This window comes from Maribacter sp. TH_r10, from assembly GCF_033101095.1.
Taxonomy (GTDB): Bacteria; Bacteroidota; Bacteroidia; order Flavobacteriales; family Flavobacteriaceae; genus Maribacter_A; species Maribacter_A luteus.
In genome coordinates this window covers 96,194-108,360 of the sequence record NZ_JAWMPY010000008.1, presented here as the reverse complement: position 1 = coordinate 108,360, position 12,167 = coordinate 96,194, and the positions used below count along the sequence as shown (strand labels likewise).

14 protein-coding genes and 1 riboswitch are annotated in these 12,167 nt (G+C 39.6%); of the genes, 8 read left to right on the top strand and 6 right to left on the bottom strand.

The window, feature by feature from the left end:
* The first annotated feature begins 226 nt into the window (after positions 1 to 226).
* The 4 genes from R3X28_RS16315 (at position 227) to R3X28_RS16300 (ending at position 4,617) form a co-directional block, all read left to right on the top strand.
* Entirely contained in the window at positions 227 to 1,555 is a 1,329-nt protein-coding gene (locus R3X28_RS16315) for a DUF4375 domain-containing protein (protein ID WP_317665749.1), read from the top strand.
* A gap of 72 nt (positions 1,556 to 1,627) precedes the next feature.
* Positions 1,628 to 2,200: a DUF7010 family protein gene (locus R3X28_RS16310; protein WP_317665748.1), complete on the top strand. Its 573-nt coding sequence runs from the start codon at positions 1,628 to 1,630 to the stop codon at positions 2,198 to 2,200.
* Positions 2,201 to 2,374: 174 nt separating this feature from the next.
* A riboswitch (cobalamin riboswitch) is annotated at positions 2,375 to 2,581 on the top strand.
* A gap of 106 nt (positions 2,582 to 2,687) precedes the next feature.
* The gene (locus R3X28_RS16305) at positions 2,688 to 3,833 is read left to right on the top strand and encodes a hypothetical protein (protein ID WP_317665747.1); all 1,146 of its coding nucleotides are present in this window, start codon (positions 2,688 to 2,690) and stop codon (positions 3,831 to 3,833) included.
* A 412-nt stretch (positions 3,834 to 4,245) separates the two neighbouring features.
* Positions 4,246 to 4,617: a DUF805 domain-containing protein gene (locus R3X28_RS16300; protein WP_282056018.1), complete on the top strand. Its 372-nt coding sequence runs from the start codon at positions 4,246 to 4,248 to the stop codon at positions 4,615 to 4,617.
* 194 nt (positions 4,618 to 4,811) lie between these two features.
* On the opposite strand, the gene R3X28_RS16295 is transcribed toward R3X28_RS16300, so the two are convergent.
* Positions 4,812 to 6,068: an NAD(P)/FAD-dependent oxidoreductase gene (locus R3X28_RS16295; protein ID WP_317665745.1), complete on the bottom strand. Its 1,257-nt coding sequence runs from the start codon at positions 6,066 to 6,068 to the stop codon at positions 4,812 to 4,814.
* Positions 6,069 to 6,201: 133 nt separating this feature from the next.
* Here R3X28_RS16295 and R3X28_RS16290 point away from each other — a divergent pair, with 133 nt between their 5' ends.
* From R3X28_RS16290 to R3X28_RS16280, 3 genes are read left to right on the top strand one after another with little or no spacing between them, the layout of a single operon-like run.
* Positions 6,202 to 6,612, top strand: coding sequence for a 6-pyruvoyl trahydropterin synthase family protein (locus R3X28_RS16290; protein WP_317665743.1), 411 nt, complete (start codon positions 6,202 to 6,204; stop codon positions 6,610 to 6,612).
* Positions 6,575 to 7,276 carry a GTP cyclohydrolase I FolE gene (gene folE / locus R3X28_RS16285; protein WP_282056013.1) on the top strand — a complete coding sequence of 234 codons (702 nt, stop codon included), beginning with the start codon at positions 6,575 to 6,577 and terminating at the stop codon, positions 7,274 to 7,276. The genes R3X28_RS16290 and folE overlap by 38 nt, the downstream gene beginning before the upstream one ends.
* Before the next feature lie 5 nt (positions 7,277 to 7,281).
* Complete coding sequence (locus R3X28_RS16280) at positions 7,282 to 7,806, top strand: glutathione peroxidase (protein WP_317665740.1); 525 nt, start codon at positions 7,282 to 7,284, stop codon at positions 7,804 to 7,806.
* Between the two features lie 5 nt (positions 7,807 to 7,811).
* On the opposite strand, the gene R3X28_RS16275 is transcribed toward R3X28_RS16280, so the two are convergent.
* The 5 genes from R3X28_RS16275 to R3X28_RS16255 are packed head-to-tail and all read right to left on the bottom strand — an operon-like array spanning position 7,812 to position 11,121.
* A complete protein-coding gene (locus R3X28_RS16275) occupies positions 7,812 to 9,293 on the bottom strand; it encodes a cryptochrome/photolyase family protein (protein ID WP_317665738.1) in 1,482 nt (493 codons plus the stop codon).
* Entirely contained in the window at positions 9,290 to 9,418 is a 129-nt protein-coding gene (locus R3X28_RS16270) for a DUF2256 domain-containing protein (RefSeq protein ID WP_154366789.1), read from the bottom strand. The genes R3X28_RS16275 and R3X28_RS16270 overlap by 4 nt, the downstream gene beginning before the upstream one ends.
* 58 nt (positions 9,419 to 9,476) lie before the next feature.
* Complete coding sequence (locus R3X28_RS16265; protein WP_317665737.1) at positions 9,477 to 10,592, bottom strand: FAD-binding domain-containing protein; 1,116 nt, start codon at positions 10,590 to 10,592, stop codon at positions 9,477 to 9,479.
* A 4-nt stretch (positions 10,593 to 10,596) separates the two neighbouring features.
* A complete protein-coding gene (locus R3X28_RS16260; protein ID WP_317665736.1) occupies positions 10,597 to 10,887 on the bottom strand; it encodes a TIGR03643 family protein in 291 nt (96 codons plus the stop codon).
* An 18-nt stretch (positions 10,888 to 10,905) separates the two neighbouring features.
* The gene (locus R3X28_RS16255) at positions 10,906 to 11,121 is read right to left on the bottom strand and encodes a Lacal_2735 family protein (RefSeq protein WP_317665734.1); all 216 of its coding nucleotides are present in this window, start codon (positions 11,119 to 11,121) and stop codon (positions 10,906 to 10,908) included.
* A gap of 446 nt (positions 11,122 to 11,567) precedes the next feature.
* Between R3X28_RS16255 and R3X28_RS16250 the strand changes: the two genes are divergently transcribed.
* Positions 11,568 to 12,128, top strand: coding sequence for a hypothetical protein (locus R3X28_RS16250; protein ID WP_317665732.1), 561 nt, complete (start codon positions 11,568 to 11,570; stop codon positions 12,126 to 12,128).
* Positions 12,129 to 12,167: the final 39 nt, after the last annotated feature.

The following is a 12,167-nucleotide window of genomic DNA, read 5'->3' as shown; positions in this document are numbered from 1 at the left end:
TCGGTTATGAATAATACCTGCATGTGTGGTATGTGTTCATCGAATACCATTGGTTGTTGTCTTTCTCTTATTTGTTTGGATTAACGTCTGGAATTACAGGCAACGCCAAATATTTTTGGGCCCAGGGAATGAATAAATCTAAAATTCAGTACTTTACCCTAACTTTTATAATAACGAAGAACAGGGCTTGTTCTCGGTACGAACGATTACCTTTTAAATGAGTATAATGAAGCTACGAAACGTTTTTGGCGGTAAAGACCAGGATGATAATGATCCGTATTGGGAATTTAATGAAAAAAGGCATTTTAAGCCTAAACTGAATAAAGGTGATTATTATAAATTAAGCGGTTTCGATTTCGGATGGTTTGTGCTTGAGCCTATGTCTAATTTCGTGCAAGACAAGGAGCACGAAATTGAACGGGGAAAATCTTTATCCTACGGGCAGAAAGCACTTTACTATTGGTGGTATTTGGATGCTCAGGTAACCAATGGCGGATTTGTTCAATTTTACTACAATGGTTATGCTCCTTATGTAGCGACGATAATCAAGGGGTTGGAGTTTATCGGTGATATGGAAATGGCCGATCTTGTCAAAAAAGCGGATACCATTTATCAAAAAAACAAGGAACTCGTGATCAAGGCACAAAAAAACGATTTGTTTGACAGTGACCTTTACGATAAACTTGAAGAACTGTCCGTACTCGATGACAAATACTATGGTTTGAATAAGAAGACCATGGCATCATTAGAAAGTTACATACGCAAATACCCTGATGAAATATGCTTGACTGAAGATGGTTTGCCCTTTGATTTAACTTATACGGGCTTATATAGGACGTACTTTGAAAACAAAAATATAAAAGAAGAATTTAGCGTTGAAGCAGGTTTGATAAATGGGGAATACAAACTTTTTTATCAAAACGGCATCCTGAAAGAAATGGTGGTGTACGTAAAAGGCCAAAAAACCAGGGAACGTAAAGCGTATAATGAAGATGGGGTTTTAGTACATGAGGTTATAAAAGGAGATACTGAAAACAGTTTGATTCATAAATGGTTTTATGAAAACGGAATTCCTAAAAAGATGGAGACCAGAAATGCCGATACCGATAAAAAATGCGGGGCCTATAAAGAGTGGTATGATAACGGACAACTTAAAGCGGACTCCAATTTTATGAACAATAGTACGAGAATTGGTAAATGGTCGGAGTATTGGAAAGATGGAAGTAAAAAATTCGAGGGAGAGGTTTTGGAAGGAAAACCCCTTTGCATCAACTATTGGACAGAAGAAGGTGGGCAAACACTTAAAAACGGTACGGGAATGTATTATACGGAATGGGTGACACGATCCAGTACAACCATCTATGAAACGGAATTCAAAAATTATTTAAAGGACGGTACGGCGAAAAGTATCAAAGATGGTCGACTTACCTTATATCAAGAATATAAAGAAGATAAACAGCACGGTTATACCAGATCTTATTATGATGACGGAAGCGTAAAAGATGAAAAGTATTACGAGGATGGAAAACTGATTTCTTCGAAAAAATTACCATGATCTAAAGAACTTAAAGTGTGCATGTCCCTTATCGGGACCATTTAGGTGCATTGGCAAAAAAAAACCGAGCGAATGAAAAGAACACTTGAAGAACAGCGAATTGATTTTTCCAATCAAAAATTTCTGGCCACACCCTTGGCGGGTTTGATCGTGTGGACGATTATTGGGCTTATCGGTATTTTTTTCTCGGATTTTGTGGCCGTATGGTCAATTTTCATAGGAACCGGAAGCATTGTGTACTTTGCTCTGTTTCTTTCTAAATTTACGGGTGAAAATTTCCTGAATAAAAGTAAACCGAAGAATGAATTTGATAAATTGTTCTTTTTTACGGTGGCGCAAGCGGTTATGGTCTACGCCATTGCAATTCCGTTTTTTCTAGTGGACTATTCGTCGTTACCACTGACAGTAGGGATTTTAACCGGACTAATGTGGCTTCCGTTTTCCTGGATTATTAACCATTGGGTGGGGATTTTCCATACGCTGACAAGGACAATTTTAGTACTTTCACTATGGTATCTGCTTCCTGAATACAGGTTCAGTGCAATTCCCTTTGGAATAGTGCTGATTTATCTAGTTACGATACTGATTTTGAAGAACAGAAAGAAAGTGGAGAAAGAACTATCGACAACAACACCTCTCAAATAAAACCGTTTTTCAACGCTACTTAATAAAATAAACCTTTTTTTCTTCCATTGGTTATTTGGGAATAGGGGCATAGGTATGTGTGTATTAATGTGTTGGGAATCCATGCGGGATTAAAGGCACCATTCCATTCAAAAAAATTAAAAAAATAAGTAACCCACTTAAAAATTTTATCATAATTTTGACCTGATTTTCGGTTACATATTCTTTTTTGAAGAATGGTATTAAAAGGGAATCAGGTGTAAATCCTGAACAGTTCCCGCTGCTGTAAATCCCTTCCGGTTGTTCCGGAAAAAATCTTTTTAACAAACCACTGTCTTTTAAGATGGGAAGGGTTAAAAAGAGGGATGAGTCAGAAGACCTGCCGCAATTCACATAGACAGAGCTTTCGGGAGTTATAGCTTTGGGTAGATTTTCTATTCTGACCATATCCCCATTGTTTTGTTTTGTAAATAAGTTAATGCAAATTATTAACCTCAATACAATTCAAATGCAATTAAAATCAACCTTTAAAGTATTGACCCTCTTGGTGGGTGTCCTCTTTTTTTCGTCCTGTAGCGACGATGATGAAGATGATGTAGTACCTATGTTCTTCACCGATTCCGATTATCAGACGGAATATGAGTTTACCTTGGGCGATACGTTGGTAATCGACCATGAAATACAGCATATACCATTGAATACGGCTTTTAGCTGGGTATTGGGAGAAACCGTAATCTCCACCACTAAAAATCTGGAGTATATTGTTGGGGAAGCAGGGACCTTCGCGCTTGAATTCAACGCAAAGGCGGAAAATGATTCCCTCTTTAGATCGTACCAATTGACGGTAAACGATCCTTATGACTTGTACTATCGGCCAAAGACGGAAAACAGTAGCGAATATATTTCAGAAATAATCGAATACAAACCCGCACCGGGACAGTTTATCAATGATACCTATGGTACCATGGAAGCTGCGGGGAAAATCGTCGGTGGAAAATCCGACCTTCTTTCCTTGGGAGCTTGGGGCGGTTACGTGGTTTTTTCTTTTGACCATACCATAGAAAACCGGGAAGATGCCAAGGATTTTGTTGTGTACGGCAATGCGATGAACGGACTTTCAGAACCCGGGATCGTACAGGTTTCATTTGATGAAAATGGGAATGGGTTACCTGATGATGCTTGGTATGAACTGGCAGGGAGTGCCCATGACGCTGAAACCACTTTATTGGATTATGCGACTGTGTATACCAATCCCGGCGAACATGCCGATGTACCTTGGGTCGATAATTTGAATAATGAAGGAAGTGTATTGGTCAGTTCTTACCATGCGCAAAACTATTATCCACTATTTATAGAAGAGCAAGAGCAGGTTACCTTTAACGGTACCAGGGTGTTTCCGACGATAAATTCAAGTGGTTTTGTTTCTATAGACGCCTTGGAGTGGGGGTATGTAGACAATTTTGATGCCGAGTATAGTACTTATGGCGGAAATGCAATGGAAATTGATTGGGCGATAGATGCGGATAGGAATGCAGTGAATTTAAAAGGAATCGATTTTGTAAAAGTGTACTCCGGGGTACAGGAAAATGCGGGTTGGCTTGGTGAAGTCTCTACCGAAATCAAAGGTGCTTCAGACCTTTCGATGATTAATTAATGGCTATTCTTAGAGTTCAATATGGGAGGGGGTCCACGTTTTACGTGGGCCCTTTTCTTTGCTTAAAACCTTCATCTTGGTGGTAACGTTATAGGCGAAAAAGTATGGATCAACGCAAATAGCCTTGTTAAAGCATAAAGTGCCATTGCCGGTTTTTTTCAAAAGGATCCATAATATATTTTAGGCCCTTCTAATAAAATATTATGTTCTATAAATACGTTTGATAAAGGGTTTTTAATGGTCGGGAAATAAGGTAAAATATAAAATCGACTTTAGTTGATATAATGACTTGTTAAAAGATTTTGGGTGATAGAAAATAAGAGTTCATAAAGTGGAGACCAGCCAACACTTTAAAAACGGGGTGATACCGAAAAACCTTACGAGTAGGAATAATAAATTAAAAGCAAATTTTATGAATTGGTATTTAAAAGTTTTAAACCAGTATGCTGACTTTAATGGCCGGGCAAGAAGAAAAGAATATTGGATGTTTGTTTTATTCAACGTTTTGTTTGCATTCATCGCAATGATTCTTGATAACGTTCTCGGTATTGCGTTTGAAAATATTGGATATGGACCGATTTATGGCCTATATGGTTTAGCCGTTTTTATCCCAGGATTGGCAGTTGGTGTAAGAAGACTTCATGATACGGGAAAAAGTGGATGGATGTTGTTGGTAGGTTTAATTCCAATAATCGGCGCAATTTGGCTATTGGTATTAATGGCAACAGACGGTGATTCTGGAGATAATAAATATGGTCAAAATCCTAAGGCAGTAACTGCTTAAAGTTAAAGAGATCGATCTTTTAAAATTATGTTTCGGGGGATTTTTGCTCCGTTTTATTGGTGTACTTCAGATTTAAAACTTAGTAGAATAAAGCCTAATAACACAGAAATCCTCCAATATGTATTCTGCAATCCTTCAAGACATACTATTGTGGTACGGCCGAAAATACAAGAAGAACGGAAAACCGCAGCGTCTTAATAATAGGTAACCCCGTTGATCACGTCCATAAGGCCTTTGGCCGCAGCTTCCCCGGAAATCATTGCCGCGTTCAGGGAACCGTTCAACAAGGTGTCACCTGCCAAGAAAATTTCGGAGGTCAATTGGGTTTCAGAGGGTGATAAACCATAGTTTAAACCAATGAGGTCTGGCAATGCTTTTGGGATAGTGAATTTTTTCAGGAATATGGCAATGTCAATATTACAATGGCGTTTCAGCTCTTCCTGAACTTGGGTAATAAGGGCCTCTGCTGATAAACGGTGATCTTTGACCACCGTTACCGATAAAAGTTCATTTTCGGTATTCCCAGAGGTATGAAGACTGGTATGGTAAAAAATGTTGTTGATCAGGGCCGATTTATCGGCTATGAGCCCGATCAAAGGTTGGGAGATTACCTTGGTTTCGGTTTCAAAATATAGGGTTTCGCAGGAATGCCAAGAAATAGTTTGGTTTTTTAAATTCGGGACCAGGGCGCTGGCCTCCGTTGCTACGATCGTATAATCGGTTTGCAGTACTTCACCATTGTTCAACACTATTTCTTTGTTCTTAACGCTGGCCACGGGGCAATTGTATTTAATGCTAGTGTGTTCCAGTTGTTGTACAAGCTGTTGGGGAATGGCAGCTATTCCCGATTTGGGTAAGGCAGCATACCCCTCACCGAACATTTTATAAACGAATTGGAACATTCTGCTCGATGTTCTTAGATCCGGCTCCAGAAATATACCACTGAAAAAGGGTCTGAAAAATTGTTCGATCATTTGGGCGGAAAACCCAAAACCCGTTAAAAAAGACAGGGTCGTTTCTTCTTGCTCCCCAAATATTTCGAGTACTGATTTTTGCTTTAAAATTCTATTTAGTTGGAGAACTTTCAGTTTATCCGAAAAATCCCCGATACCCGAGAAAACGGTAGGGAAAAGAAAACGGATGTCCCTAAAAGGATCACCAATAATATATTGTTTACCATTGTTGAAAATAGCAGCTCCCGGCATAAACTTTTGCAAGTCCAACGCCTTGAGGTCAAGGTGTTTTTGAACAGCGGGGTAGGCCGTTAATAGCACTTGGAAGCCATGGTCGAGGGTGTAACCGGCAAAGGTTTCTGATTTGACCCTTCCACCGGCCGTATCCGAAGCTTCCAAAATCGTTGGAGAAAACCCGTGCTCCTCCAAAACTTTGGCCGCAATGAGCCCACTGATACCTGCACCGATAATATGAATATTGTGGTTTTTCTTTTCCATAGGGTCATTTGAAAATCAAATTACTAGGGACAAAGATAGTAGTTTTAAATAATGTTTAACAAAATATATTAATAGTTAAACAAATTATAAAATATCTTTACCTCGGTTAGTGAATAGAACAGAACAAATATATATGGATAAAACAGCGGTAGTACGTTGCAAACATTTTAATGCGGCCCATCGGTTGCATAATATGCATTGGAGCGATACCAAGAACAAGGAAGTTTTTGGTAAATGCAACAATCCCAATTATCATGGACATAATTATGATTTGGAAGTAAAGGTCATTGGGGCTGTTGATCCTGGCACGGGTTATGTAATAGATACCAAAGTACTGTCCAACATTATTAAAAACAAGGTGCTCGACCGTTTTGACCATAAGAACCTGAATTTGGATACCGAAGAGTTCAAGACCCTGAACCCAACGGCAGAAAATATAGCCCAGGTTATTTATAGACTGATCAAACCGGAGTTAAACACTGATCTGGAACTGAAAATAAAACTTTATGAAACACCAAGAAACTATGTTGAATACCCTTATTAAAGAAAACGGACTTAATGGTTTTAGTGATGAGGAAATCGGTGACGACCATATTTATACGGGGTTGGAAACCCCAATGAAAACCGATGCCTTTGAAATTTCAGATGAGGAGAAAAAAGAAAAAATAGAAGACCTTTTTGCGCAGATCATGGATGTTATGGGATTGGACCTTACCGATGACTCTTTAAAAGGGACCCCCAAACGGGTGGCCAAAATGTATATCGAGGAGATATTTTCGGGACTCAATCCCGCCAATAAACCCAAAGTGGCCCTGTTCGATAATAAATACAGATATAATCAGATGCTGGTGGAAAAGAACATTACCTTCTATTCCAATTGTGAGCACCATTTTGTGCCGATCATAGGAAAGGCACATGTCGCCTATATTTCGTCGGGTAAGGTGATAGGACTTTCCAAACTCAATAGGATCGTACAATACTATGCCAAACGCCCACAGGTACAGGAACGATTGACCAATCAGATCGCGATGGATTTAAAGACGATCCTACAGACCGAAGATGTTGCCGTAATCATTGATGCCAAGCATTTATGTGTATCTTCACGGGGTATCAAAGATGATACTTCTGCTACGGTCACTTCGTACTATGGTGGCGTGTTCATGAAGTCGGACAAGATCGCCGAATTACAGAATTATTTGAATGAATAAGGGTTATGAAAACAGTGAACGAAGCTAAAACAGGTCCAACCCATAAAGGAAAAAACACAATGAAGAATCTATATGATATTCCGATCCATAGTTTAAACGGGGAACCTATCGCGCTGTCGAAATTTGAGGGCAAAAAGATATTGATTGTGAACGTTGCTTCCGAATGTGGTTTTACCAAGCAGTACAAAGAGCTACAGAAATTGAGCGATACCTATCCCGATTCGCTGGTGGTCATCGGTGTGCCCTGCAATCAGTTCGGAAATCAAGAACCGGGGAATGCACAGGAAATACAAACGTTCTGCGAACGTAATTTTGGGGTTACTTTCCTATTGACCCAAAAAGTGAACGTAAAAGGCAGTGAACAACATCCGTTATACAAATGGCTTACCTCTAAAGACCTGAACGGAAAGAAAAGCTCGAGCGTAAAATGGAATTTCCAAAAATACCTGATCGATGAAAAAGGCCAGCTTATCGATTACTTTTTTTCATTGACCAAACCCATGAGTTCCAAGATCACCCGATACCTGTAGATTTATTACGATAGTTTCTTCAAATAGGTGTCGGCCTGTTCCAGATGTGATTTTCGTTTTTCTTCGGGCATTTTGTCGAACATGGAAACCAACATCCCCAATCGTGGATTTTGGGTAAAGAAATCGCGGTGTACGTGCATAAACCGCCAAAAGAGTCCGTCCCAAACGTCCTGCCATTCCCCTTTGGGGTAATTTCCCATTTTCATCAGGTAATTACTACCGCTGATGTATGGCTTGGTGGCGAACAACCCTCCGTCGGCAAATTGGCTCATACCATAGATGTTGGGCACCATGACCCAATCATAGGAATCTATGAACAGCTCCATGAACCAGCGATAGACTTCATCGGGGTCAAATTCACAAAGCATCATAAAATTACCCAAGACCATGAGTCTTTCTATATGATGGCAATACCCGGTCCGCAAAACTTTCTTTATGGTTTGGTCAATTGGGGGAATGCCCGTGGTTCCGTCATAAAATGAAGATGGAATCTTCTTCCTGAACCCCCAATAATTCCGTTTTCGTTCTTGTGAGCCATGAAATCGGTACATACCGGCCATAAACTCTCGCCAACCGATCAGTTGTCGTATAAAACCTTCCGTTGAGTTAATGGGAATAGTGTACTCTTTGGAATAAGCCAAGCAGGCATCTATGATTTCCTGTGGGGTAACCAGTCCAATATTCAACATGGGGGTCAGTACACTATGGTGAAGTATCGAATTTTCGGCCACGATCGCATCTTCGTAGGTTCCGAACTCCATAAAGCGTTGTTCAAAAAATTGGTGCAGCCAAGCCTTGGTCGTTTCAAAATCGGTAGGGTAGAGGGCATGTTCGGTCAGCTGGCCCAAATGGTCTTGGAAATTTTCGTTTACATAGGCATTCGCTTCAATCTGGTAATCATCAATATCAGGAAATTGTATGCCCGGGGGAGTTTTTTTCTTTGGGTATTTCTTTCGGTTCTCCGTATCAAAAGTCCATTTTCCGCCCGTAGGTGAACCATCGGGATCGATCAATATATTGCGTTTTTTCCGTTCTTCGGTATAGAAGCTGGTTTGGTGGTATTTCTTCCTTCCATCCTTAAAATAAGCCTTTAGGTCTTCCTTGGTGTTCAGGAATAGTGGCGATTGTAGCACCTCAAGGCTTATTTTCGCATTTTGGCAGCCTTGGGTTATGCGTTTTTCCAACCAATTATCATTGGGGTCTATATATGTGATATGGGTGATGCCCTGATTACCCAGTTGGGGCAAAAGTAGGCGAATGTCCGAACGTTCTTCGGTCGATGGGATATAATGAACCTCAATATCCATGGACTTTAGGTAAGTTTCATACTTTTTCATGCTGGCCCTATGCAGCGCTATCTTTTGTTTATGAAACGGATATTGCCGAAAGAAAAGATATTCTTCTACCAAATAAACGGGGGCCTTCTTTTGAAAAAGAGGGGAGTCTTTAAAAAGTTGGTGCGGAAAGATCAGGTGTATGCTTTTCATTTGTTTCTTCTACAACGTTCACTACAATATTTTACTTCTTCCCAATGCTTTTCCCATTTCTTCCGCCATGAAAAAGGGCGAAGGCAAACCGGACAAGTTTTTTGGGGAAGGTGCTGTTTTTTCATTACGGTTTTTTATTCATTATCGCTGTCCCCTCGAGCGCAGTCGAGAGGTTGTTTTCGTTTACAGTAACTTTAATTCTTTCTTGCATTGCTTCCAGTAGGAAAAGAATGAAGGATAATACCCTTTTACCGAAAACATGAATTCCCGCGGTTCTTCCGTGCCTTGGTAATGTACATTGAGTGGATGTTCCTTGTAATGCACATCCGTCAGGGCATAGATATGCACCAACTCGTGGAACTCCCCGATAAATATTTGCATTCCGGGAATGTTTTCGGTCAGGGCGAGCATAAAATCCATACTTTTTTTGGAAATCGGAAGCCGGTTAAAATGTGAGGGCTCCAATAATAGGATTCGGTTGGCCGTTCTATCGTTCATCCAAAGGGGATCAAGATTGTAAAAATTATAAATACAGGTGGGTTGGTCCGTTATGATCTCCAAGGCCGAATGTTTGGGTAGGGGCGTTGTGAGTTCTAGGGTCGTGGTTGGGAGAAGCACCTCGGGCACAGACATATCCTTAAGCGTGTCATAACCCACATCTAAAAAAGTGTCCTGTTGATCGGTATGGCAATACTTGTTTACGTTCTCTTGGTTGGCCAGGTATTTTTTGTTGCTATTGGCCCCTGCGACCCATTGCCAGCTCAACGCATTACTGGCCCAATCGGCATCCAATAAGTGATAGTACATCCAATGGGCGGGCGATTTCCAATGACTTTTGGCAATATTACAGGCCAAGGAAGCAATGTACATACGAACATGGTTGTGCAAATATCCCGTTCTGTAAAAATTTGTAATGGCCGTATCTATGGCTTCGATTCCCGTGCGTGCGTTGATGATGGCGGTGGAAAGACCCGTATTCGTAACCGGATGCTGGGCTTGTTTTAGGTCCAAATCAATGGCATTGCCCTTGGCGATCCAAATTTGTTGCCAATAATCGCGCCAGGCCAGTTCCTGGATGAACTTTTCTATTTTTTCAGGAGCGTACCCCCGTTTTAAAACTGCGGTAAGTACTTGTTTTGTGGAAATGACCCCACGGGAAATATAGGGCGATAAATAAGTGACCTTTCCATCGATGAAATTACGGGTAGCCCCATAGGCTACGGGGTCTATTTTTTGTAGCCGTTGCAATACCTCGTTGTACGAGGTAGGAAAAAGCGGTATTTCTTCTTTGAACAACACGGGTTTATCGTTTGCTTATTTTGTTGCCTGTAATGGCCCTTTGTCGGGAACATTTGAATCTATTGATGTCGGGATGCCTCTTTTTTAGGTGTTTTTGGCTTACGCCACTGTTCACGCGTTTTCTCCAACGTTTAAAACTCGATGTTTTCAGTTGGCCGCGCATCAGAACGATCACCTCTTTCTCCGGTAGCCCAAACTGATAGCGGATAGCTTCAAAAGGCGTGCGGTCTTCCCAGGCCATTTCTATGATGCGGTCTAGCTCCCTTGGTGAAAATTCTTTTTTGTGCGTGGTCATAGCACATGGGGTTATAGGTTAGGATAAACGCTCTATTCGTTGCATCACCTGTTCCGCTTCAAATACTTTGGCATCGCTCATTTTACGGTTGGTAGAAGAAAGGCTATGGGCCTCTTTCATAAGTTTACCGTATTGCGCTTGCAGTTTTTCTTTCTCCGTTTTCTTATTGAATAGTCCGAACATTGTTTTGTTTTGGTGTGATATACTCCTTGAGGTATCATGGTTTAATCCCATAAAGATATATAATGTTTAACAAATAATAACAAACATTAAACAAAATATAACATTTGATTTATTGTCAAGATTAGGAAGAAGGTTGATAACTGTTGATAAGTACGTTTTAACAATAGTTGCTTTTATTTTACTTTTAGAGTACGATTTTACGTACGTGTGGGAATAGGGCAGGAAAAAGGGTTGTAAGTGGTAGGTGCAACCGCAAAATGGCTTTTGAACCTTTGTTTTTTGTGGCGTTTTGGCCCTAAAGAAAAAAAAGTAAATGCCATTACGGTTTTCTGTAAAATCGAAACGGAAAAATGTAGTAGGTTGCGAAAGTCATCGGTTTGCACCTTTTGAGGGGGGTAAACCATGTGTTTTACAAGTATATAAACAAGTTGTGGGTAATTGAAGAATTTTCAAGTGATTGAAAAAAATGAAAAAATTGAAAAAAGATTAGAAAACTTATGAATATACCGAATTTACCTACTGATAATTTATATAAGTTTCTTGCTTTGACAGGTCTTTTTTTAATGGTTGCCAGCTTTGGTTATAAAGAATATCGGAATCACGAATATAATATCCAAAAAACGGAAATAAAGGTTGAAGAAAAAATTTTAGAATTTAAAATTGAGAATAAAAAAACAATGGTAGAACATTCCAGAAAACTAAGGGATTTTGAAGTTGATATACTGAAACCTAAAAATGGGGATAAATCCATTGAAGATTTACAAAAACAAATTGAGAAATTTATAAACTCATATAAAATTGAAATTGAAGAAGCTGAGTTGGACTGGTATTACAATGATGCAGGAAAACTGCTAATGAATTCTGAATTAGCAGAAGTATATAAAAAAAGAACAGATAAATTAAATTGGATATTAAATCTATCCATGTTAATTGGATTTTTCTCAATGATTAGTGGATTTTATTTCTGGTATATAAAACTTCAACGACATCAAGACTTGATTTTATTAAATGAGTATAAAATTTCGGAATTAAAAATTAACCAAGCTAAAAATAAATAATAAAAACGTTGAACAACACCGGTAACCGTTTCGCAAGCC